This window comes from Cupriavidus oxalaticus (assembly GCF_016894385.1).
Taxonomy (GTDB): Bacteria; Pseudomonadota; Gammaproteobacteria; order Burkholderiales; family Burkholderiaceae; genus Cupriavidus; species Cupriavidus oxalaticus.
Map to the genome: position 1 here is coordinate 2585685 of NZ_CP069812.1, position 23307 is coordinate 2608991.

The following is a 23307-nucleotide window of genomic DNA, read 5'->3' on the forward strand; positions in this document are numbered from 1 at the left end:
GCGCACCGGGCACCGGCTGCGAATTACATGCGCAGCAGCACCGCGCCCCAGGTGAAGCCGCCGCCGACGCCTTCCATCAGCACGGTCTGGCCCGGGCGGATACGGCCGTCGCGCACGGCGACGTCGAGTGCGAGCGGGATCGACGCGGCCGAGGTATTGCCGTGCTCGTGCACGGTGGCGACCATGCGCTCGGCGGGCAGGCCGAGCTTCCTGGCCGTGCCCTGCATGATGCGGATATTGGCCTGGTGCGGAATCAGCCAGTCGATCTGCTCAGGCTGCATGGCCGCCAGTTCCATGGCTTCGCGCGCAACCTTGTCGAGCACGTTCACGGCAAGCTTGAACACAGCCTGGCCATCCATCTGCAGGAAGGCGTTGCCGGTGATATTGCCGCCCGAGACATTGCCCGGCACGCATAGGATGTCGACGTGGCTGCCGTCCGAGTGCATGGCGCTCGACAGGATGCCCGGCTCTTCCGAAGCGGTCAGCACCACTGCGCCGGCGCCGTCGCCGAACAGCACGCAGGTGGTACGGTCGTTGAAATCCAGGATGCGCGAGAACACTTCGGTGCCGATCACCAGCACGTTGCGGTGTGAGCCGCTGCGGATGAACTTGTCGGCCGTGGCCAGCGCAAAGACGAAGCCCGAGCACACCGCCTGCAGGTCGAACGCCGCGCAGTGGTTGGTGATGCCCAGCTTCTCCTGCACCATGCAGGCGGCGCTGGGGAAGACGAAGTCCGGTGTCGAGGTGGCGACGATGATCAGGTCGATGCTCTGCCGGTCGATGCCCGCGGCCTCGATGGCCTGCTCGGCGGCCTTGACCGCCAGGTCGCTGCTGGTCACGTCGGGCTCGGCCCAGTGGCGCGCCGAGATCCCGCTGCGCGAGACGATCCACTCGTCGCTGGTCTCGATGCCCTTTTCGGCAAGCTGCGCCGCCAGATCATGGTTGGTCACGCGCCGCGGGGGCAGGTAGCTCCCGGTACCGATGATTTTTGCGTACTTGGTCATGTAGTGTCGGATCGTATGGACCGCAGTTCCCGCTGGCTGGCGCGCAAGGCGCTCAGGCGGCGTGGGTACTGGGATGCGCGCTGGGCGCGTCTGTCTCCGGGGCGGCATGCGCCACGCCAGCGGCGCTGGACTTATCGGCGAAAGCCCGTGCGATACGGGGAATCACGCCATTCTTGGCGGCATCATACCCGCGTTTGATTGCCCACTCAAAGGAATGGGCATCGGCCGAACCGTGGCTCTTGATCACCAGGCCGCGCAGGCCCAGCAGCGACGCACCGTTATAGCGCGCCGGATCGAGCCGCTTGGCGAGCCGCGACAGCACCGGCATGGCCACCGCCGCGAGCAGCTTGGTGAACCACGAGCGGGTGAATTCTTCCTTGATCATGCCGCCGATCATCTTGGCGAGGCCCTCGGTGCTCTTGAGCGCCACATTGCCGACAAAGCCGTCGCAGACGACGATATCGGTCGTTCCCTTGAAGATGTCGTTGCCTTCCACATTGCCGTAGAAATTGAGCTCGGAAGCGCGCAGCAGCTCGCCGGCGCGCTTGACCACCTCGTTGCCCTTGATGACTTCCTCGCCGATGTTCAGCAAGCCGACGCTCGGGCGGTCCTTGTGGTCCACCACGGCTACCATGGCCTCGGCCATGCGGGCGAACTGCAGCAGGTGTTCGGGCTCGCAGTCGGCGTTGGCGCCGAGGTCCAGCACGGTGGTGCCCCAGCCTTCCTGGTTCGGGATGGTGGTGGCAATGGCCGGCCGCTCGATGCCTTCGAGCGTTTTCAGCACATAGCGCGACACCGCCATCAGCGCACCGGTATTGCCGGCGGAGATGCAGGCGCCGGCCTGGCCTTCCTTGACCTGGGTGATGGCCACGCGCATCGAAGAATCCTTCTTCTTGCGCAGCGCCACCTCGACCGGGTCATCCATGGTGATGACCTCGGTGGCCTCGACGATGCTCACACGCGGATGATCCAGCGCATGCAGCTTTTTCAGCTGCGCCCGGATGGCGTCCGGCAGGCCCACCAGCACCATCTCGGCATCGTCGTGGCGGGAAAGAAAACTGATCGCCGCGGGCACGGTCACGGACACGCCGTGGTCGCCGCCCATGCAGTCGATAGCGATTTTGATCGTCATTGTTCCTGGTACGGATAGCGCGGCGGCGCACACCACGCCCGGCGGTTATCCCGAGCGCCCAACAAAAAAGCGGCAACGATCTTGCCGCTTTTTTGTGTCTGACCGTCTTGTGTCCGACTTACAGGCATGCGCGAGCGAGACGCAATGTCACGCCACGATGCTATCAGTCGTTCTTGGTCTTGATGACCTTGCGGCCACGATAGTAGCCGTTCGGGCTGACGTGGTGGCGCAGGTGGGTTTCGCCGGTGGTCGGCTCGACAGCCAGCGGGGCGACCGTCAGGTGGTCGTGCGAGCGATGCATGCCGCGCTTGGACGGCGACTTCTTGTTCTGTTGAACAGCCATGATGACTCCTTCGAGAATTTTTCAATATTAACACACGCATCCCGCCCAAGGCGTAGCCGGGGCCCGGCCGGATGCTTCAACTACCACCTGCGGAACGCGCCATCGGCCCGGTTGGCCTCAGTGCTTGTTCTTCAGGCCGGCCAGCGCCGCAAAGGGCGACGGCCGCTTTTCTTCCTCTGGCTCAGCCTCGGGCTGGGCCTCGCCGTCCGTGCCGGTCACGAGACTTTCGTGCACCGACGGGCAGGCGTCATGCTTGGGGGCCACCGGCAGCGCCAGCAGCACTTCATCTTCAATCAGTTCCAGCAGCGAAAAGCGCCTGGAGCCGGCAATCACGTCGACTTCGTCGTCGTCCATCGGCGCGGCGTCGGCCGCTTCTTCGCTCTCCACCACCTCGAAGCGCGTGGCCGTATCGATCGGCTCGGCATAAGGCGTCAGGCAGCGCTGGCAATCCAGCCACATCCGGCCCTTGACGGTCACATCGAGGAACAGCCGCCGCGCCACCGGGGCGCCCGGCTCGGCCGCCTCTTCGCGCACGAAGCCGGTGGCCGTGTAGGCAAACGTCTCTTCGGGTGCCGAGGCTGGCGCTTGCGCGGCGGTCTCGGCTAAGATGCGCGGCAAATCCCGCACTGCCACGTCGCCGCTCAGGCTTTCGCTCTTGCGGCAGAACGCGAAGAGATCGAGCGCGCGCAGGTCAATTGGCTGGGTCATGTGCGTGGCTCCCGTCGTATTGCAATGACTGGCTCGCCACATTCCACGCCTGCGCTGACAGCGGCCGCGCACATTGGCGGCACAGCGCCCGGATGCGGATGCGGCAAAGCGCGCGATTATACGACGTAAACCTTGCGGAGGTCAAAGGTCTTGCCAGGCAAGCCCTGCCTCATTCCTGTTATGCTTCAATCACTTATGCATCAAGACCCCCGCCCCAGGCTGATCCTCGGCTCCGGCTCGCCCTACCGCCGCGAGTTGCTCGAGCGGCTGCACATCCCCTTCGAAGTGGCCACCCCGGACATCGACGAAACCCCGCTCGCCGGCGAAGCACCGGAGGCTACCGCCCTGCGCCTGTCGCAGCGCAAGGCCGAGGCCATTGCCGCGCACCACCCGGCTGCGCTGGTGATCGGCTCGGACCAGGTACTGACGCTGGACGGGGCGCAGATGGGCAAGCCCGGCACGCACGACAAGGCCGTCGCCCAGCTGCGCCGCATGCGCGGGCGCACCGCCACCTTCCATTCGGCGCTGTGCCTGCTGGACGGGCGCACCGGCACCGTGCAGCTGGCCGACGTGCAGACGCGCGTGACCATGCGCGACCTGAGCGATGCCGAGATCGAAGCTTACCTGCAGCTGGAACGTCCCTATGACGTCGCGGGCAGCGCCAAGTCCGAAGGACTCGGTATCGCGCTGCTCGCGCGCGTCGAGTCCGACGACCCCACGGCGCTGGTCGGCCTGCCGCTGATCGCGCTGACCGGCATGCTGCGCCAGGCCGGCTACCCGCTGCTCGCGGCATGACGCACCGGAGCCAACCATGAGCGGCAATCTTTTCCTGATCCCCAATACCCTCGGCAAGCGCGACGAAGCCGATCCGCTGGCCGAAGTCATTCCCGCCGGCGTGCAGCAGATCGCTGCCGACCTCGACTACCTGGTCGCCGAGAACGCCAAGACCGCGCGCGCTTTCCTGAAGAAGCTCGGTGAAAGCACCCCGCTGGCACGCCCGATCCAGCAGATCGAGATCCGCGAGCTGAACGTCAACACCCGCGCCGACGCGCTGGCCGAACTGCTCGCGCCGATCCAGGCCGGCCGTGACGGCGGCCTGCTGTCCGAAGCCGGCGTGCCGGCGGTGGCCGATCCCGGCGCCGAACTGGTGCGGCTGGCGCATGCGCGCGGCATCCGGGTGCGGCCGCTGGTCGGGCCCAGCTCGATCCTGCTGGCGGTGATGGGCTCGGGCCTGAACGGCCAGAGCTTTGCCTTCAACGGCTACCTGCCGGTCGATGCCGGCGAACGCGCGCAGCGGCTGCGCGAGCTGGAACAGCGTTCGCGCAAGGCCAGCCAGACGCAGGTGTTCATCGAAACACCGTACCGCAACGCGGCGCTGCTCGAAGCGATGCGCCAGCATTGCGCCGGCACCACGCTGCTGTCGGTGGCGGTGGACCTGACATTGCCGACCGAAACCATCGTCACGCTGCCGCTGTCGGCGTGGCGCGCGGACCAGATCGCGCTGCAAAAGCGGCCGGCGATCTTTTCGCTGCTGGCGACCTGAACACGCCGGCCATGTAGAAAGGGGCGCAACGGCGCCCCTTTGTCATCTGCCGAATCGAGCCGCCTGCCTCAGTGCATGCCCTGCATGCGCGTGCTCCACAGCATGGTCTTCATCGCCGCGGTGCCGACCGCGGCACCGAAGCGCTTGGCCACGCGCTCGGCGATGTTTTCCTTGATCGTGTAGTCGACGATATCCTCGGCCTTGAGCACGTCGCGCGCGACGGAATCGGCGGTCCCCAGCGCGTCGGCCAGACCCAGTTCGATGCTGCGCTCGCCCGACCAGAACAGTCCGGAGAACAGCTCCGGGTCATCCTTGAGCCGGTCCCCCCGGCCTTCCTTGACCACGCCGATGAACTGCGCGTGGATTTCCTTGAGCATCTCTTCGGCATAGGCCTTCTGCCTGGGCACCTGCGGCGAGAACGGGTCGAGCATGCCCTTGTTGGCGCCCGAGGTGTACAGCCGGCGCTCCACGCCGAGCTTGTTCATCAGGCCGGTAAAGCCGAAGCCGTCCATCAGCACGCCGATCGAGCCCACGATGCTGGCCTTGTTGACATAGATATTGTCGGCCGCCGCAGCCACGTAATAGCCACCCGAGGCACAGATTTCCTCGATCACCACATGGAACGGCTTGGACGGATAGAGTCCGCGCAGCCGGTGAATCTCGTCGCTGATGATGCCGGCCTGCACCGGCGAGCCGCCCGGCGAGTTGATCTTGAGGATCACGCCGGCGGCATTGGCGTCGGCAAATGCCGCCTGCAGGGAGGCATTGATCGACTCGGCGCTGGCCGGCGTACCGGCCGCGATCTCGCCCTCCAGCGTGACCATCGCGGTATGGCGGCCGGACGTACTGACGCCGTCGCCCTTGAAATCGAACAGCGCGACGACGACCAGCGCCAGCAGGCCCAGTCCGACGAAGCGGAAGAAGATGCGCCAGCGGCGCGCGGCGCGCTGCTCGCGCAGCGATGCCGTCAGCACCCTTTCCAGGACGTCGCGCTCCCAGCCGGCCGCGCCTACCGGACCGCTGCCGGCCGCTGCGCCCCCCCCGGCCATGCGGGCCTTGCGTTCGCGCTGCTCGCGCCGCGCCGCGTCGTCGCCGGCGCGCAGTTCGTTTTCCAGTGGATAGTCGGCTTGCTTCGCGGCAACGAGGCCTTCGGAGGCGGGCCGGTTCGTATCGCCCTGCCCAGGTTCACGCGATTCGCCCGATGCTCCCGATGTTCCCGGTTGACCGATAGGCGGCTTCTGTTCTTCTGTCATGCAACTCGCTCGTGGAAAGCTTGGAAACAAGAACGGGCGGCCAGGCCGCCCGTCATTCAGGTGCCGTCCGCTTGCGCGGCGGCCCGGTACGGACCTTCAGGGAACCAGAAGACCTGGCCATCGCGCTCTTCGACGCGCAGCTTGGCCAGCGCCGCGCCGCGGCAGGGACCGCCGACGCACTCGCCGCTATCCGGTGCATAAACCGCGCCATGTGTGGCGCACATCAAGTATAGGCCCGAGCTATCGAAGAACCGCCCCTCCTGCCAGTCGAGCTCCATCGGCACATGCGCGCACTGGTTCAGGTAGCCATGCGCAGCACCGTCGAAGCGCACAACGAAGGCGCCGATCTCGCGGCTGTCCACCACCACTGAGAAGCGCACCCCCAGGCCGCCCTCCTCCAGGTCTGCCGCGGCGCACAGCCGCACCGCACCCTGGCCGGCCGCGCGCTCAGGCATGGGCCAGCAGCCAGTCGGTCAGGTCGGCGATCGACGTGGCGCAATGCACCGGCGCCATCGCCCGCAGCGAGTCGCCAGGATGTGCACCGTAGCATACACCAATGCCTGCAGCGCCGGCATTGACCGCCATCTGCAGGTCATGGGTGGTGTCGCCCACCATGACGGTGCGCTCCATGTCCTGGCCCAGCTCGCGGGTCAGTTCCTGCAGCATGGCCGGATGCGGCTTGGAGAAGGTTTCGTCGGCACAGCGGGTGGCGTCGAAGAGCTGCGTCAGGCCGCTGGCGGCCAGCGCGCGCTGCAGGCCGACGCGGGTCTTGCCGGTGGCGACGCCGAGGAAATAGTGCTCGCCGCGCAGCGTTGCCAGCATCTCGCGCACGCCGTCGAACAGCACCAGGTCGGCGTCGCGGGTCAGGAAGTGGTAGCGGTAGCGTTCCGCCAGGCGCGGGTAGTCGACGGGGTCGAGCGTCGGCACGGCGTACGACAATGCATCCTTCAGCCCCAGCCCGATCACATGGCTGGCCGCGCTGTCGTCCGGCACGGGCAGCCCCAGGTCGCGGCTGGCGAGCTGGATGCACTTGGCGATGGTCGGGGTCGAGTCCATCAGCGTCCCGTCCCAGTCGAAAACGATCAGGTCAAATTGTTGCCTGGCCATGGTTGTCCTTGTGGCGTTGATCGCGCGGCCTTACTCCGGGGCGCGCAGCTGTCGCAATTGTTGCAGGAATCCGACGCATTCGTCTGGCAGCGGCGCCTCGACGGCCAGCGGCGCGCCCGTCGCCGGGTGGATGAACACCAGCCGGTGGGCGTGCAGGAACATGCGCTTGATGCCGGGATTGGCGGCGGAACGCGCCAGCGACTTGTTCAGGGGGAAATCGCCGTACTTCTCGTCGCCGACGATCGGGAATCCCGAATGGGCCAGGTGGACGCGGATCTGGTGCGTCCGGCCGGTCTTCAGTTCGGCTTCCAGCAAGGTAAAGCCGGGAAACGCCTCGATCCGGTTGAATACCGTGTGCGACGCCAGCCCGTCGGCCTGTACCCGCACGCGGCGCTCGCCGTCGGGTGTGGTGTACTTATATAGAGGCAGCTTCACGTGCTGGCGGTTGTTCGGGAATTCCCCGGCCACGCAGGCGAAGTACCGCTTGTCCATGCTGTTGCCGCGGATCTGCTCATGCAGGTGGACCAGGGCCGAGCGCTTCTTGGCCAGCATCAGGATGCCCGAGGTCTCGCGGTCGAGCCGGTGCACCAGCTCCAGGAACTTGGCCTGGGGCCGCGCCTGGCGCAACTGCTCGATCACGCCGAAGGCAACGCCCGAGCCGCCATGGACCGCCACGCCGGCGGGCTTGTTCACCACCAGCAGTTGCGCATCCTCGAACAGCACGGGAAATTCGCTGGCTGGCACCGGCTGCGCGCCGGCGGATTGAGACGAAGACGCCACCCGCATCGGTGGAATTCGCACCACGTCGCCCGATTGCAGGCGATAAGTGGCATCGATACGCCCCTTGTTGACGCGCACTTCGCCCGACCGCAGTACCCGGTAGATATGGCTCTTGGGTACGCCCTTGGCCACCTTCAGCAGGAAGTTGTCGATGCGCTGGCCTTCGGAGCCTTCGTCGATCGTGACATACGCCACCTGCGGGCTTGCCGGCGCTACATCGGCAGGCTTTTCAATTTGATGGCGTAACTCATTCATTTTCAATATAATTTCCTCGCTGTTCCGGCCGGGGGCCGGCAGCGCAAGACCTGTGTAAGCGATCAATCCCGTGATTAATCTCGGATTGACCGCATTCTACACTTGGGGTCGCCGCCAGCCCGGCCCGTCTTCCGCCCTGCGCCGCTTCATTGCGTGATCCGCGCGGGCGCCAGACGGCCAAATGGCAGTAAAAGCAGCACGCACGATATCGCCGGCACGCAGGAAGTCGCCCAAAGGAGGCTTCGGCGCAGCAGGCGATGACGTGGGAACAGAGTGTTCAGGTAAAACAGAATTCAAGAGCGGATGCCCCATAGGCATCCGCTTCGGTGAGAGAAGTCCCGCCTGCACCGGGAAACGGTGCCGGCCGGCAGGCCAGCCTGCCGCCTGACTGGAAATACCGGCGCCCGGTCGCAGAACTCCAAGAAGTAGTAGGTGCGCCCGCCAGGAGATGTCAGGCAGCATCGGCAGCCCTGCCGTGTCCGAAAAATTTGCTCTTTGACGCGTCTAGGCCTTCCGCGGCCCGGCCGCGATGCCGCCGGTGCCAGTTGCGCTGGCGTCCAGCATCGCCTCCGGAACGGGAACGCGCCAGTGTCTGCAGAGCAGCCGCCGGCGCCCTCTCCCGCCCCGCGGACGTTACCCCGACGTCATCGCCTCTCTTTCACCCGCGCCCAGCCGCTCGCCTTCGCGCGAAACGGCGCTTTCCGGCAATTCTCGCGCCTTCGCTCGCTCCCTAGCGTGCTCCATGGATCGCCGCGGACACCGCCAAGACGGTGCAACCGCGGCTCTGGAGTGAGGTATTGCGATGAAACGCATGCTGTTCAACGCGACGCAACAGGAGGAATTGCGCGTCGCCATCGTCGACGGTCAGAAGCTGATCGATATCGACATCGAGACTGCCGGGCGCGAACAGCGCAAGGGCAACATCTACAAGGGTGTCATCACCCGTATCGAACCCTCGCTGGAGGCCTGCTTCGTCAACTACGGCGAAGAGCGCCACGGTTTCCTGCCATTCAAGGAAGTGGCCCGCGCCTTCTTCAAGGAAGGCATCGACGTGCGCAACGCGCGCATCCAGGATGCCCTGCATGAAGGCCAGGAACTGATCGTCCAGGTCGAGAAGGAAGAGCGTGGCAACAAGGGCGCGGCCCTGACCACCTTCATCTCGCTGGCCGGCCGCTACCTGGTGCTGATGCCCAACAACCCGCGCGGCGGCGGCGTGTCGCGCCGTATCGAGGGCGAAGACCGCCAGGAACTGCGCGAAACGATGGCGCAGCTGACCGTGCCGGAGGGCATGAGCATCATTGCCCGGACCGCGGGCATCGGCCGCTCGGCCGAGGAACTGCAGTGGGACCTGAACTACCTGCTGCAACTGTGGAAGGCCATCGACGGCGCCGCCGGCGACAACAAGGCCCCGCTGCTGATCTACCTGGAATCCAGCCTGGTGATCCGCGCGATCCGCGACTACTTCCAGCCGGATATCGGCGAGATCTTGATCGATACCGACGAGATCTACGAACAGGCCCGCGCCTTCATGAGCGTGGTGATGCCTGACAACATGAACCGCGTGAAGAAGTACCGGGACGACGTGCCGCTCTTCTCGCGTTTCCAGATCGAGCACCAGATCGAATCGGCCTACTCGCGCATGGTGATGCTGCCTTCGGGCGGCGCCATCGTGATCGACCACACCGAGGCACTGGTCTCCGTGGACGTGAACTCGGCCCGCGCCACCAAGGGCGCCGACATCGAGGAAACCGCGCTGCGCACCAACCTCGAGGCCGCCGACGAGATCGCCCGCCAGCTGCGCCTGCGCGACCTGGGCGGCCTGATCGTGATCGACTTCATCGACATGGAGTCGGGCAAGGCCCAGAAGGACGTGGAAACGCGCCTGAAGGATGCGCTGCGCCACGACCGCGCGCGCGTGCAGATGGGCAAGATCAGCCGCTTCGGCCTGATGGAGCTGTCGCGCCAGCGCCTGCGCCCGTCGCTGTCGGAGGGCTCGCACATCACTTGCCCGCGCTGCAACGGCACGGGTCACATCCGCGATACCGAATCGTCCGCCCTGCAGGTGCTGCGCATCATCCAGGAAGAGGCGATGAAGGAAAACACCGCCGCCATCCACTGCCAGGTGCCGGTGGAGGTCGCCGCCTTCCTGCTGAACGAGAAGCGCCAGGAAATCAACCTGATCGAGCTGCGCTTCAAGGTCAACGTGCTGCTGATCCCGAACAAGCACCTGGAAACGCCGCACTACAAGCTGGAGCGCCTGCGCCACGACGACCCGCGCCTGGAAGACAGCACCGCCAGCTACAAGATGGCCGAGGCCGCCGCCAAGGAACTGGAAGCCGACACCAGCTACAGCAGCCGCCGCAAGGAAGAGGCCAAGCCGCGCCAGGAAGCCGCGGTCAAGGGCATCACGCCGGAGCAGCCGGCACCGGTCTCCGTGCCGCGCCCGGAGCGCGCCCCGCGTCCGGAAGCTGCCCCGGCAGCCCCGCCCGTCCCGGCCACCAAGCCGGTGGAAGCCGGCGGCTTTATCGCCTGGCTGAAGGGCCTGTTCGGCGCGCGTCCGGCGCCTGCGCCGGTGGTCGAGCCGGCCAAGCCGGCCGCGGCCGCTGAAAGCCGTGGTGGTGAAGGCCGCCGCGAGCGCGGCCAGCGCGGCGAAGGCCGTGGCCAGCGCGGCGAGCGCGCCGAACGTGGAGAGCGCGGTGAACGTACTGAGCGCGCCGAGCGTGGTGAGCGTGGCGAGCGCCAGGAACGTGGCGAGCGCCAGCCTCGCGGACAGCGCGCCGAACGTGGTGAGCGTGCCGAGCGCCAGCAAGGCGAGCGTGGCGAACAACGCGAGGGCCGTGGCGAGCGCCAGGGCCGCCAGCCGCGCCCGCAGGAAGGCCAGGCCACGCCGGCCGTCGCCCGCCAGGCTGAAGCCGCCCAGGGTGAACGTGCCCAGGGCGAGCGCGGCGAAGCCCGCCAGGAAGGCCGCCGCGAGCGCGGCCAGGAACGCCGCGAGCGCCAGCGCGACCGCCAGCGTGAGCGCAGCGACCTGCGTGAAGCCGAGGCCGGCGAAGCGCCGCAGCCGGAAGCCGTAGCCGCCGCCCAGGCGCTGGGCGTGCTGCCGCAAGCCGCCGCAGACGAGGTGCCAGCGGTGCATGCCGAACTGCCGGAAGGTGCCGAAGGATTCGCCGAAACCGCCGAGGGCGAAGAGCGCCGCCGCCGTAACCGCCGCGGCCGCAACCGCTATCGCCGCGAGCGCGACGAGGCCGGCCAGGGTACGCAAGGTGAAGGCGAAGCCGCTCTGGAAGGCGCTGCCGAAGCCGCCGAAACCACCGAAGCCGCCGAAGGCATCGCTCCGGTGACCGCCGAGGCCACCCCGCGAGCCGAACCGGCACCGCAGGCACCTGTCGCTGTTGCCGCCGCGGAAAGCGTCGAAGCGATCCGCATCGCCATGCCGGAAGGCGTGACGACGGCCCCCGCCCCCGCCCCCGCAGCCGAACCGGCACCGGTAGCCGCGCCCGTGGCCGAACCCGCCCCGGCCGCAGTAGCCGTGCAGGCGGAAGCCGCCGCAGCAGTAACCGAAGCGGTCGCCGCCGAAGCCGTGGCCGAGCCGGTCGTGACCGCGGCCGTGGAACCCGCCCCTGCCGTGGCCGCGCCCGCCGCGGAACCGGCCGGCGCGCCGATCCAGGTCGCCCAGGTGGCTCAAGCCGCACCGGTAGTGTCCGCTGCCCCGGCCGCTGCGCCGGTCGCAATGGAAAGCCTCGAGCCGATGCTCGCCGGCGCCGGCCTGCAATGGGTCCACACCGATGCCGACAAGCTGCGCTCCGCGCAGGAGGCCGCTGCCCGCATCGTGCCCGCGCCGCGCGTGCCGCGCGAGCGCAAGCCGCTGCCGCCGCTGCCCCAGGGTCCGATGATCCTGGTCGAGACCCGCGCTCGCGAGGTGGAGATGGCGTCGCAACAGTAAGCCTGCCGGGGTGCCGCCGCCGGCACCCACGCCGCTGCAGAAGGGACAGCCCGAGGGACAGCCTTGGCTGTCCCTTTTTTCATGCACGGCAAATCCCTGCGATTCGCGGGAATGCGGCTGCCCGGGCGCCCACTCGGCTAGAATGGCAGCAAATGCATCCGGGCTGCCGGAGTCTCCCGCCTGGCCTTGCCAGGCCACTCGCCGCAGCAGCGCCCACCCACAGGCCATGACTGAATCCGTCATTCCGATCTTCGACCTGCGCGACCATCGCTACCATTCGATGACGCCGCGCATTCCCGGCAAGCTGGAAGCGCCCACCGGCCTGGTGGCCGACACCCGCGGCCGGCCGCTGCATGACCTGCGCATCTCGGTGACGGACCGCTGCAACTTCCGCTGCGTCTACTGCATGCCGAAGGAAGTGTTCGACAAGGACTACACCTTCCTGCCGCACTCGGAACTGCTCAGCTTTGAAGAAATCGAGCGCACCGCGCGCCTGTTCGTCGCGCATGGCGTCGAGAAGATCCGCCTGACCGGCGGCGAGCCACTGCTGCGCAAGAACATCGAGCACCTGGTCGAGATGCTGGCAAAGATCGAGACCGTCTCCGGCAAGCCGCTCGACCTGACGCTGACCACCAATGCCTCGCTGCTGGCGCGCAAGGCGCGCTCGCTGCGCGACGCCGGCCTGACGCGCGTGAGCGTCAGCCTGGACGCGATCGACGACGCCACCTTCCGCCGCATGAACGATGTCGACTTCGCCGTCGCCGACGTGCTGCATGGCATCGAGACCGCGCAGGCTGTTGGCCTGGCGCCGATCAAGGTCAACATGGTGGTCAAGCGCGGCACCAACGACCAGGAAATCGTGCCGATGGCGCGCCATTTCCGCCACAGCGGCATCATCGTCCGCTATATCGAATTCATGGACGTCGGCGCCAGCAACCACTGGCAGATGGACGAGGTGCTGCCCTCGGCCGAGGTCGTGCGCCGCATCGATGCCGAGTTCCCGCTGGAACCCGTGCAGGCCAACTACAGCGGCGAGACCGCCGAGCGCTGGCGCTATCGCGACGGCAGCGGCGAGATCGGCGTGATCTCCAGCGTCACCCATGCCTTCTGCGGCGATTGCAGCCGCATCCGGCTGTCCACCGAAGGCCGGCTCTACCTGTGCCTGTTCGCCACCGAGGGCTATGACCTGCGCGCGCTGCTGCGCGGCGGCTACAGCGACCTGGAGATCTCGAACGCCATCGCCCAGGTGTGGCAGGGGCGCACCGATAACTACTCCGAGCAGCGCGGCGACCCGGCAGTGCGCCAGGCACGGGCCGAGCGCAAGATCGAGATGTCCTATATCGGCGGCTGAACCCGCCGCCGCACCTTCATGATTGCACGCGACGACATCACCGGCCTGATCCTCGCAGGCGGCAGGGGCAGCCGCATGGGCGGCACCGACAAGGGGCTGCAGCCGCTGCGCGGCACGCCCATGGCAATGCACACGATGATGCGCCTCGGCCCGCAGGTCGGCGGCCTGATCATCAACGCCAACCGCAACCTTGCCGCCTATGAATCGTTCGGCGTGCCGGTCTACACCGACACGGTGCCCGACTTTGCCGGGCCGCTGGCCGGCATGCTTGCCGGGCTGGAACAGTGCGGCACATCCTGGATGGTGACGGCGCCATGCGACTCGCCTTTTCTCCCGACCGACCTCGTGGCACGGCTGTCGCAGGCCATCGAGTCCGAGGGCGCGGAACTGGCGATCCCGGTCACGCTGGATGAAACCGGAAAGCGCCAGACCCAACCCGTGTTCTGCCTGATGCCGGTCAGTGCGCTCGACAGCCTGGTCGCGTATCTTTCCGGCGGCGGCCGCAAGATCGAGACCTGGGCCGCCTCGCACCGGCTGGCCGAGGTGATGTTCGACGACGCCGCGGCCTTCGCCAATATCAACACGCTGGACGAACTGCGCACGCACGAAAGCCGCTAGTCGCCCGCTAGTCGCCCGCTAGTCGCCAACAACGCAATCACCCGCCGCCGAGCCACCATGCCTTCCCTGCAATCCGTCATTTCCTGCCTGTCCGACTACGACCCCACCGCGTTGCCGGTAGACCAGGCCAATCGCATCATCGGCGAGGTGGTGGAGCCGGTGCGCGGCATCGAACAGCTGCCGATCCGCAGCGCACTCGAGCGCGTGCTGGCCGAGGACATCGTCTCGACCCTCGACGTGCCTGCCCATGACAACTCGGCCATGGACGGCTACGCCTTCCGCAGCGAAGCGCTCGCCGCGGCGCAGACCGACACCATCGAGCTGGAAGTGATCGGCAGCGCCTTCGCCGGCGGCGCCGGCGCGCTCGCACCCACGGCCGTGCAGGCGGTGCGCATCATGACCGGCGCGGTAATGCCGGCCGGCTGCGACACGGTGGTGCCGCAGGAATTCGTCGAAGCGGTGGCCGACGGTACGCACATCCGCTTTGCCGCCGATTGCGTGCGCGCCGGCGACAACCGCCGCCTGCGCGGCGAAGACCTCGCGCGCGGCCAGGCCGCGCTGCCGGCCGGCCGCATCGTCCAGCCGGCCGACCTCGGCCTGCTGGCTTCGCTGGGCATTGCCGAAGTGCGCGTGCGCCGGCGCCTGCGCGTGGCCTTCTTCTCCACCGGCGATGAACTGCGCTCGATCGGCGAGCCGCTGGACGCTGGCTGCGTCTACGACTCGAACCGCTATACGCTGCACGGCATGCTGCGCCGGATGAACGTCGAATTCCTCGACATGGGCGTGGTGCGCGACGACCCCGAGGCACTGGAAACGGCTTTCCGCACTGCCTGCGAAAGCGCCGACGCGGTCATCACCTCGGGCGGCGTCTCGGTCGGCGAGGCCGACTACACCAAGCAGATCATGGCGCGCCTGGGGGATGTCACCTTCTGGAAGATCGCCATGCGCCCGGGCCGGCCGATGGCGTTCGGGCGCATCGGCAGCGGTGAGGGCCAGGAGGGCCGCGATTCGGCGCTGCTGTTCGGCCTTCCGGGCAACCCCGTCGCGGTGATGGTCACCTTCTACCACTTCGTGCGGGCAGCGCTGCACCGGCTGATGGGTGCCAACGTGCCGCCGCTGCCGCTGCTGCAGGTGCGCAGCGCGCAGGCGATCCGCAAGAAACCCGGCCGCACCGAATACCAGCGCGGCATCCTGGGCCGGGCGGCTGACGGACATTGGGAAGTGCGCATCACCGGCCAGCAGGGTTCCGGCGTGCTGCGCTCGATGAGCGAGGCCAACTGCTTTATCGTGCTCGGCCACGAGCAGGACTCGGTCAAGGCCGGCGATCCGGTCGAGGTCATGCTGTTCGACGGGCTGGTCTGAGCGCGGCGACGGGCCGGCCGCTTCGCTGCGGCCGCAATGTGTCGTATTTGTGCTGCACATTTGCCTCCGTGACGCGTCCGGCGCACGGCTTTCGGCCGCGGCGCGGGCAGCGGACTATGCTTGGGGTCGGCCAGTCGCTACACTTGGCGCACGATTCAGCAACAATCAAGTCATCCCCCGTCATGAATCAGGAGATCGCCTACCTCCACCCCGTGAAGACCGCCCGCGCGCTGGTGCTGGTCTACCTGTGCTTCTCGCTGCCGATCGTCTCGCTGGGCCTGTTTGTCACCTTTGTCCGCTATGGCGACCTGCCGGCGATCACGGTCTTCAGCGCGATCATCCTGAATGCGCTGATCGGCTTTGGCCTGCTGTGGCTGGCGTGCAAGGCGTACAACTGGGTGGCCGCCCGCTTTGGCGGCATCGAAGTCCACGTGCGCGAACTGGCGCCCGAGGACGACCGCTGAACCCACGCTGATTTGCGGGCCGGCAGCCTGCCGGCCCTTCCCTGCTCCGGCGCGCTCAGCCGCCGTTGTCATCCGGCGTCTCCGCCGTCTCCACCCCGTTCAGTCCGAGCAACTGTTGCGCGGCATCGCCCGGCAGCGCTTCCACCGTCCGCAGCTTGCGCGCCATCTGGCGCGTGCGCACCTCGGCCTGCTCGATATTGCGCGCCGCGCGCTCGAGGGTGTCGCGGGTCTTGGCCAGCACGTCGCCAAACTTGCCGAACTCGGTCTTGACCGCACCGAGCACTTCCCACACTTCGCTTGAGCGTTTTTCCAACGCCAGCGTGCGGAAACCCATTTGCAGGCTGTTCAGCAGTGCGGTCAGCGTGGTCGGACCCGCCACGGTAACGCGATAGTCGCGCTGCAGCAGGTCGGTCAGGCCTGGTCGCCGCAACACTTCGGCATACAGCCCTTCGGTCGGCAGGAACAGGATGGCGAAATCGGTAGTCTGTGGCGGCGCCAGGTATTTTTCGGCAATGGTCTGCGCCTCTCGGCGCAAGGCAACTTCCAGTTCGCGGCCGAAGGCAATGACGCCGTCCGGGTCACCGCGCTCCTGCGCATCGACCAGCCGCTCGTACTGTTCCTTGGGAAACTTGGCATCGACCGGCAACCACACCGGCATGTTGTCGCCACCCGCGGCCTTGCCGGGCAGCCGGATGGCAAATTCCACCCGCGCGCCCGAATTGCGCACCGTCTCGACGTTCTTGCCGTACTGGTCCGGCGTCAGCATCTGCTCCAGCAGCATTTCGAGCTGGACCTCGCCCCAGGTGCCGCGCGACTTCACGTTGGTCAGCACCTTCTTCAGGTCGCCCACGCCCTGCGCCAGTGCCTGCATCTCGCCCAGCCCGCGATGCACTTGCTCGAGCCGGTCCGACACCAGCCGGAACGACTCGCCCAGGCGCTGCTCCAGCGTGGCATGCAGTTTCTCGTCGACGGTGCGGCGCATTTCTTCCAGCTTGGTCGCGTTGTTGGCCTCGATGTCGCGCAGCTTCTGCTCCAGCGTGGCCCGCACCTCGGCCAGGCGGCGCTCGTTGGCTTCGGACATCTGCGCCAGCTGCTGCTGCAAGCCGTCACCGAAGCGGCGCAGCGCCCCCGCCTGCTCGTCGCGCGCCTGCTGGCCTTGCAGCATCAGGTGCTGGCGTACGTGCTCGAGCTGCTGCGTATTGGACTCGGTCAGCTTGGCGAGCTGCTGCGCGAAGGTGTCGATCTGGTTGTTCTGCAGCGTGGCGATACCGGTCAGCTGCGACGACAGCGCCTGCTGGAAGCGCAGCATCTGCTGGGCCGACTCGTCGCGGTTGCCGCGCGCCGCCTCGGCTACGTCGGTGCGGACCGCGCGCTCCACGCGCTCCATGCCGCGCGCCCCTTCCACGCGCAACTCGGCAAGTTGCCTGGCCAGCTCGGCGCCGGGCGCGGCTGCCTGCTGGCGCAGCAGCACCACCACGAGCAAGACAACCGCGAGCAGCGCCACGGCCAGCGTCAGGTACGGAATCAGCGACATGCGGCAACAAGATAAGCGACAGACTACCGAGCGCGCCTCAGCGGCGGCGCGGCATGACTTCGGGGTTGATCACGGTGGGCGGATGGCCGGCCTGCGGGCCCTGGTCGAGCGCGGCGATCAGGTTGTCGGCGGCCAGCATCGCCATGGCGCGGCGGGTCTTTTCCGAGGCGCTGGCGATATGCGGCGTCAGCACGACATTCGGCACCGTCAGCAGGTCGGGATGGACACTGGGCTCGCCCTCGAATACATCCAGGCCGGCGCCGAAGATGCGCTTGTCGCGCAGCGCCTGCGCCAGGGCGGCGTCGTCGACGATGCCGCCGCGCGCCAGGTTGACCAGCGTCGCGGTCGGCTTCATCAGCGCCAGCTCGGCAGCGCCGATGGCATGGTGGCTCTGCGGGCCATAAGGCAGCACCAGCAGCAGGTGGTCGGACTGGCGCAGCAGGTCTTGCTTGCTGACATAGCGGGCATTGAGCGCGCGCTCGGTGTCCGCCGGCAGCTGGCTGCGGTTGTGGTACAGCACGCTCATGCCAAACCCGCCGGCACGGCGCGCCAGCGCCTGGCCGATGCGGCCCATGCCCAGGATGCCGAGCGTGCTGCCGTACAGGTCCATGCCGACCAGCATGTCGTAGCTCCAGCGCTGCCACTTGCCGGCGCGCAGGTAGTGCTCGGCCTCGGTGACACGGCGCGCCGTGGCCATCAGCAGCGCCCAGCCGAAGTCGGCGGTGGTCTCGGTCAGCACGTCGGGCGTATTGGTGGCAACGACCCCCGCGGCGGTCAGCGCCGGCACGTCGAGGTTGTTGTAGCCGACGGCCATGTTGCACACCGCGCGCAGCGAGGGCAACGCAGCGACCAGGCCTGCGTCGATGCGGTCGGCGGCGTTGGCCAGCACGCCGGCCTTGCCGGCCAGCCGCGCCTTCAGCGCGGCGGCATCGAGCACCGCGTCCTGCTGGTTGTCGTCGACATCGAAATACTGCGCCAGGCGGTCGATCACTTCGGGATAGATGGCGCGGGTGACAAGGACGGACGGCTTCATGGCATCACACGTGGAAGAAGAGGAAGGTCATGATGACGAACAGCGGCATCAGGAAGATGCCCGAGTACAGCATGTAGCCGAAGAAGCTCGGCATGCGCACGCCGCGGTTCTCGGCAATGGCCTTGACCATCAGGTTGGGCGCGTTGCCGATATAGGTGTTGGCGCCCATGAAGACCGCGCCGGTGGAAATCGCGGCCAGCGTCGAGGCATCGCGCGTCATCAGCGTGGCGGCGTCGCCGCCGGCGGTGTTGAAGAACACCAGGTAGGTTGGCGCATTGTCCAGGAACGACGACAGCAGCCCGGTCGCCCAGAAATACATGCTGTCGACCGGCTGCCCGTTGCTGTCGCTGACCGCGCGGATCACGCCGGCAAAGGCGCCGTCGGTGCCGGCCTTGAGCATGGCGATCACCGGGATGATGGTCAGGAAGATGCCGGCGAACAGCTTGCCTACCTCCAGGATCGGCTCCCAGTTGAACTCGTTGCCCGCGCGCGCGGTATGCGGCGTGACCAGCAGCGACACCACCGCCACCACGATCAGCAGCGCATCGCGCGCCACCGCCTGCAGCGGCACGTCGGTACCGAAGACGTTGAACGAGATGGCCGGCTGCCACAGCCCGCTCATCAGCACCAGGCCGATCACCGCCAGCAGCAGCACGAAGTTGATCTTGCCGTCGATCGAGATACTGTGCGAGTCCGGCGTTGGGTCGTTCTTCTGCGGCAGTTCTTCTTCCTTGTTGCGGTAGTAGTGGCGGTCGACCAGGTAGAACACCACCAGCAGCACCGCGCAGATAAACAGCGTCTCCAGGTAGATGTGGCGCATGGTCCAGAAGAAATCCACGCCCTTCAGGAAGCCCAGGAACAGCGGCGGATCGCCCAGCGGCGTCAGCGAGCCGCCGGCATTGGCCACCAGGAAGATAAAGAACACGACCACGTGCGCCACGTGGCGACGGTTGTCGTTGGCGCGCAGCAGCGGCCGGATCAGCAGCATGGCCGCGCCGGTCGTCCCCATGAAACTCGCCAGCACCGTGCCCAGCGCCAGGATGCCCGTATTGAGCCTCGGTGTCCCGTGCAGGTTGCCGCGCACGCAGATGCCGCCCGCGACGATATAGAGCGAAGCGATCAGCGAGATGAACGGGATGTACTCGGCGAGCAGCGCATGCACCACGCTGGCGGCTGCCGCATGCGTGCCGAATACCGCGGCGAACGGCAGCAGGAACAGCAGTCCCCAGCCCGCGGCGATCTTGCCATAGTGGTGGTGCCAGACCTTCGGCGCGAGCAGTGGCCACAGCGCAATCGACAGCAGGATGCCGGCAAACGGCAGCCCCCATAGCGGCGACAGTGCAGCCCCGTCGAGGTCAGCGGCATGCGCGGCCACAGGGAAGACAGCAAGGACAGCGGCCAGCATGGCCAGCATCGGCAGCTGTACGAAAGCAAGTCGCATCAGGCAGGATCTCCTCGGGAATGCAGCATTCATGGTGCATCGAGCCCCCGCCACCAACGGCGTGCGGGCTCGCACGGCAAGCCTGCAAGTGTAATCGAACCGCCGCGCGCGACCGCTGTGCGGCGCGCGTTTACAGGCGATTCTTACGTCCGTGCTGCCCCGCGGATCAAGCCTGCTCGACCAGGATCACATGCACGCGATACGGGCCATGCGCGCCCAGCACGATGGTCTGCTCGATATCCCCGGTGCGCGACGGGCCGCTGATGATATTAGTTGCGCGCGGCAGCTCGCCGCGCTCGCTGCGCACCAGCGCAAAGGCGTCTTCCAGCCCGGCGACCACGCGCGAGCGCGGCACCACCGCGATATGCGTTTCCGGCAGCAGCGCCGCGGAGGCGAATGTCGCCGGCCCCGACAGCAGCATCAGCGAGCCGGTCTCGGCGATTGCGCAGAAGCAGCCGGTGATGCCGACCAGGTCGCCATGGTCGCGGTCGGCCTCGACCTCGCGCAGCGGCGGCCGGCATTCGACCGCAATGCCGGCGTCTTGCCACGGCAGCGTGCCCAGCGCATCCCATGCCACCGCGCGCTGCACCAGGTTCAGGCTGTCGAGGAAACGCCGCGCAGCCGCCGGCACTTCGTCCATGGTGGCGACACGATCGACGGTGGACGCCATGCGCTGGGCCTGCAGCAGGAAGGCTTCGACGAGATCGGCCGCCGGCACCGGACGCGGGCCTTGCGGATGGCGCGCGAGGTAGTCGGCCACCGCGGCGCGTTCGCCCTGCGTGGGCTGGTGCGGCCGGCCCTGTGCGGCACGGATGCGGGCGAAGATGCGGTCGCGGGCGTCGTTGGTTTCCATAGGGCCTGGCAGTGCGGTTGGCAAGGATGCGGCAAGAGGTGCGGCAAGAGGTGCGGCAAATTACGCGATGCGCCGATTATAGTTGCCGCGGCACGGCATACGGCGCGCCGGCATCCCGCTATGCCGGCTGGACCGAGAACACCTGCCGCAGGTAGGACAGGTAGCCGGGATCGTCGCACATGGTCTTTTCCGGCGTGTCCGACAGCTTGGCCACGGGCTGGCCATTGCAGCGCACCATCTTGATCACGATCTGCAGCGGCGTGTAGCCGAGGTCGTTGGTCAGGTTGGTGCCGACGCCGAAGGCCAGCCGGCAGCGGCCATGGAAGCGCTGGAACAGCTCGATCACGCGCGGCACGTCCAGGCTGTCGCTGAAGATCAGCGTCTTGGTGCGCGGGTCGACGCGGCTGGCGGCGTAGTGCGCCACCATGCGCTCGCCCCACACGACCGGGTCGCCCGAGTCGTGGCGCACGCCGTCGAACAGCTTGCAGAAGTACAGGTCGAAGTCGCGCAGGAAGGCATCGAAGCCGTAGGTATCGGACAGCGCGATGCCAAGATCGCCGCGGTACTCGCGCGCCCAGCGTTCCAGCGCATACACCTGCGAATCGCGCAGCCTCGGTCCCAGCGCCTGGCAGGCCTGCAGGTATTCGTGCGCCATCGTGCCGAGCGGCACCATGTTGTGCAGGCGGGCGAAATGGACGTTGCTGGTGCCGGCCAGCTGCGCACCGAGCTCGCGCCGCATGGTCAGCAGCACCTCTTCCTGCCAGTCGCGCGAGAAGCGCCGGCGCGTGCCGTAGTCGGCGATGACGCAATCGGCGAGTTCCGGCGGCTGCAGCAGGGCCAGCTTGTCTTCCAGGCGGCGGCGGCCGCCGGCGAGGTCGGGCCGCGGCTGGGTGCGGCGGAAGTAGACCTCGTTGACGATCGCCAGCACCGGCACTTCGAACAGGATGGTATGCAGCCACGGGCCGATGATCGAGATCTCGATCTCGCCGTTGCCCTGCGGCGCCTCGCGCACCGACACGTATTTTTCGTTCAGGTGGAACAGGCCGAGGAAGTCGACGAAATCGCTCTTGATGAAGCGCAGGCCGCGCAGGTAGGCGAGTTCGTCGTCAGTGAAACGCAACTGGCACAGGTGCGCGATCTCGGCACGCACCTCATCGATATACGGCGTCAGGTCGACGCCGGCGTTGCGGCACTTGAAACGGTATTCGACCTGCGCCTGCGGAAACTGGTGCAGGACCACCTGCATCATCGTGAACTTGTACAGGTCGGTGTCGAGCAGGGACTGGATGATCATAGCTAGCCAGACGGCGATGTGCCGGGTCAGTCCGACATGCTAACCGAGACTGCGCGCGTCCGGGGCGCTCAGGGGCAGCTCAGGCGCCGTCGAGGAACGGCTGCGGCGCGCGCAGCGCCGGCTTCCCGGCCGTCCCGCCCTGCAGGCACCACAGCACCCGGCCGTCGCTCCCCCGGCAGGACACCAGCGTGGCGGCGCTGCGCGGCACGCGCTGCGGCAACGGCTCGGCAAAGGCGCCGTCCTCGGCAAGGATGCGCTCGGTGTAGACCGCCGCGCCTGCGCGCTCGAAGCGCAGCACCTGCATCCGGTCGCCCGGCTTCGGATGCAGCTCGGGTCCGCAAGGCATCAGGCCGGCGCGGCCGCAATGCGCGATGGCATCGCCCGCGGGGGAATCGGTCACGCTGAAGTGGTCCCAGTCGAAGCCGGTCAGCGCCGGCAACGCGACCGGCGCCTCGGATCGTGCGCGCCATGCCACCAGCCGGGACACCACGCTGTCCGCCATGCCGGGCTGGGCCAGGGCTTGCGCACGGGCGGACGGTGTCATCGCCGGAAATGCCGCCAGCATCACAAGCAGCGACAGCAAGGCGGCGCGGCGGCAACAACGAAGCGGGCGTGGCATACGAATCTCCCGGCGTGGAGGCATGTGGCACTCAGGCGGCCTCATCATGCCTGCGGTTGCGCAAGCACGCCAGCGGCCCGCCATGTCTTGGATCAAAAGCACATAAAGAAATAAGAAAACTATCTGATCCAGCTATATAGACCCGCTATCCTTGCCAGAAGGCTCGGCTACAATACCGGTTTCCGAAAGGCCACGGCCGGCGCTCGTCCCGCCCATCCCCGCCCGCCAGGGCAGATGGAGGCGTCCGCCGGCAAGAAGCGGCCCAACAGTTTCCCATCAAAAGCCGACCCGTTTTCCTGGAACCGAAATGACTCACGTTGTCACCGAATCCTGCATCCGTTGCCGCTACACAGACTGCGTTGACGTATGTCCGGTGGATTGTTTCCGCGAAGGCCCGAACTTCCTGGCCATCGACCCGGATGAGTGCATCGACTGCGCCGTGTGCGTGGCCGAATGCCCGGTGAACGCCATTTACGCCGAGGAAGACGTGCCGGGCGACCAGCAGCAGTTCATTGAACTGAACGCCGACCTGGCGCGCGCCTGGCCTTCGATCACCAAGACCAAGGCCCCGCTGGCCGAGGCCGAGGAGTGGAAGGACGTCACCGACAAGCTGCAATACCTGGAGCGCTGAGCGCAAGCTGAGCCCACCAGGCAGCAAAGAAAGCCGTCC

22 protein-coding genes are annotated in these 23307 nt (G+C 67.3%); 8 read left to right on the plus strand and 14 right to left on the minus strand.

All coding sequences use genetic code 11. The features are described 5' to 3' along the window. Window positions 1-23: 23 nt before the first annotated feature. The 4 genes from JTE92_RS24385 to JTE92_RS24400 all read right to left on the minus strand — a co-directional run bounded on the left by JTE92_RS24385 (window position 24) and on the right by JTE92_RS24400 (window position 3187). The gene (locus JTE92_RS24385) at window positions 24-1004 is read right to left on the minus strand and encodes a beta-ketoacyl-ACP synthase III (protein ID WP_063238296.1); all 981 of its coding nucleotides are present in this window, start codon (window positions 1002-1004) and stop codon (window positions 24-26) included. 52 nt (window positions 1005-1056) lie between these two features. After that, window positions 1057-2136: a phosphate acyltransferase PlsX gene (gene plsX, locus JTE92_RS24390; RefSeq protein ID WP_063238297.1), complete on the minus strand. Its 1080-nt coding sequence runs from the start codon at window positions 2134-2136 to the stop codon at window positions 1057-1059. A gap of 163 nt (window positions 2137-2299) precedes the next feature. After that, window positions 2300-2479: a 50S ribosomal protein L32 gene (rpmF, locus tag JTE92_RS24395; protein ID WP_029046300.1), complete on the minus strand. Its 180-nt coding sequence runs from the start codon at window positions 2477-2479 to the stop codon at window positions 2300-2302. A gap of 117 nt (window positions 2480-2596) precedes the next feature. Then, window positions 2597-3187: a YceD family protein gene (locus JTE92_RS24400; RefSeq protein WP_063238298.1), complete on the minus strand. Its 591-nt coding sequence runs from the start codon at window positions 3185-3187 to the stop codon at window positions 2597-2599. A gap of 195 nt (window positions 3188-3382) precedes the next feature. Between JTE92_RS24400 and JTE92_RS24405 the strand changes: the two genes are divergently transcribed. Beyond that, entirely contained in the window at window positions 3383-3982 is a 600-nt protein-coding gene (locus JTE92_RS24405; protein ID WP_063238299.1) for a Maf-like protein, read from the plus strand. A gap of 16 nt (window positions 3983-3998) precedes the next feature. Continuing rightward, window positions 3999-4730, plus strand: a complete 732-nt coding sequence (locus tag JTE92_RS24410; RefSeq protein WP_063238300.1) for an SAM-dependent methyltransferase — start codon at window positions 3999-4001, stop codon at window positions 4728-4730. Window positions 4731-4798: 68 nt separating this feature from the next. On the opposite strand, the gene JTE92_RS24415 is transcribed toward JTE92_RS24410, so the two are convergent. The 4 genes from JTE92_RS24415 to JTE92_RS24430 are packed head-to-tail and all read right to left on the minus strand — an operon-like array spanning window position 4799 to window position 8125. After that, window positions 4799-5983, minus strand: a complete 1185-nt coding sequence (locus JTE92_RS24415; protein ID WP_063238301.1) for a S49 family peptidase — start codon at window positions 5981-5983, stop codon at window positions 4799-4801. Between the two features lie 56 nt (window positions 5984-6039). Next, the gene (locus tag JTE92_RS24420) at window positions 6040-6438 is read right to left on the minus strand and encodes a Rieske (2Fe-2S) protein (protein WP_063238302.1); all 399 of its coding nucleotides are present in this window, start codon (window positions 6436-6438) and stop codon (window positions 6040-6042) included. Continuing rightward, window positions 6431-7090 (minus strand): HAD-IA family hydrolase, encoded by a 660-nt coding sequence (locus JTE92_RS24425; RefSeq protein WP_063238303.1) that lies wholly within the window; start codon window positions 7088-7090, stop codon window positions 6431-6433. Before JTE92_RS24425 ends, JTE92_RS24420 begins: the two co-directional genes overlap by 8 nt. Window positions 7091-7120: 30 nt before the next feature. Beyond that, entirely contained in the window at window positions 7121-8125 is a 1005-nt protein-coding gene (locus tag JTE92_RS24430; protein WP_063238304.1) for an RluA family pseudouridine synthase, read from the minus strand. Between the two features lie 802 nt (window positions 8126-8927). On the opposite strand from JTE92_RS24430, the gene JTE92_RS24435 reads away from it, so the two are divergent. The 5 genes from JTE92_RS24435 (at window position 8928) to JTE92_RS24455 (ending at window position 15863) form a co-directional block, all read left to right on the plus strand. Next, entirely contained in the window at window positions 8928-12068 is a 3141-nt protein-coding gene (locus JTE92_RS24435; RefSeq protein ID WP_063238305.1) for an Rne/Rng family ribonuclease, read from the plus strand. 226 nt (window positions 12069-12294) lie between these two features. Next, a complete protein-coding gene (gene moaA, locus JTE92_RS24440; protein WP_063238306.1) occupies window positions 12295-13419 on the plus strand; it encodes a GTP 3',8-cyclase MoaA in 1125 nt (374 codons plus the stop codon). Window positions 13420-13437: 18 nt separating this feature from the next. After that, window positions 13438-14037 carry a molybdenum cofactor guanylyltransferase MobA gene (gene mobA / locus JTE92_RS24445; protein WP_063238307.1) on the plus strand — a complete coding sequence of 200 codons (600 nt, stop codon included), beginning with the start codon at window positions 13438-13440 and terminating at the stop codon, window positions 14035-14037. 57 nt (window positions 14038-14094) lie between these two features. Then, window positions 14095-15399: a molybdopterin molybdotransferase MoeA gene (gene moeA / locus JTE92_RS24450; RefSeq protein ID WP_063238308.1), complete on the plus strand. Its 1305-nt coding sequence runs from the start codon at window positions 14095-14097 to the stop codon at window positions 15397-15399. A 182-nt stretch (window positions 15400-15581) separates the two neighbouring features. Next, window positions 15582-15863, plus strand: coding sequence for a hypothetical protein (locus JTE92_RS24455; RefSeq protein WP_063238309.1), 282 nt, complete (start codon window positions 15582-15584; stop codon window positions 15861-15863). Between the two features lie 55 nt (window positions 15864-15918). Here the strand turns inward: JTE92_RS24455 and JTE92_RS24460 are convergent, their stop codons facing one another. From JTE92_RS24460 to JTE92_RS24485, 6 genes are all read right to left on the minus strand, one after another. Beyond that, on the minus strand, window positions 15919-17397 hold the full coding sequence (locus tag JTE92_RS24460) for a DNA recombination protein RmuC (protein ID WP_063238310.1): 1479 nt from the start codon (window positions 17395-17397) through the stop codon (window positions 15919-15921). Between the two features lie 37 nt (window positions 17398-17434). Next, window positions 17435-18430, minus strand: coding sequence for a 2-hydroxyacid dehydrogenase (locus JTE92_RS24465; protein ID WP_063238311.1), 996 nt, complete (start codon window positions 18428-18430; stop codon window positions 17435-17437). 4 nt (window positions 18431-18434) lie between these two features. Next, window positions 18435-19871 carry a sodium:proton antiporter gene (locus tag JTE92_RS24470; protein WP_063238312.1) on the minus strand — a complete coding sequence of 479 codons (1437 nt, stop codon included), beginning with the start codon at window positions 19869-19871 and terminating at the stop codon, window positions 18435-18437. Between the two features lie 166 nt (window positions 19872-20037). Further along, a complete protein-coding gene (locus JTE92_RS24475; protein WP_063238313.1) occupies window positions 20038-20724 on the minus strand; it encodes a LutC/YkgG family protein in 687 nt (228 codons plus the stop codon). Between the two features lie 118 nt (window positions 20725-20842). Next, window positions 20843-22018 (minus strand): nicotinate phosphoribosyltransferase, encoded by a 1176-nt coding sequence (pncB, locus tag JTE92_RS24480; protein WP_063238314.1) that lies wholly within the window; start codon window positions 22016-22018, stop codon window positions 20843-20845. A 79-nt stretch (window positions 22019-22097) separates the two neighbouring features. After that, window positions 22098-22601 (minus strand): hypothetical protein, encoded by a 504-nt coding sequence (locus tag JTE92_RS24485; protein ID WP_371136915.1) that lies wholly within the window; start codon window positions 22599-22601, stop codon window positions 22098-22100. 343 nt (window positions 22602-22944) lie between these two features. Here JTE92_RS24485 and fdxA point away from each other — a divergent pair, with 343 nt between their 5' ends. Continuing rightward, window positions 22945-23268, plus strand: coding sequence for a ferredoxin FdxA (fdxA, locus tag JTE92_RS24490; protein WP_063238316.1), 324 nt, complete (start codon window positions 22945-22947; stop codon window positions 23266-23268). Window positions 23269-23307 lie beyond the last annotated feature (39 nt).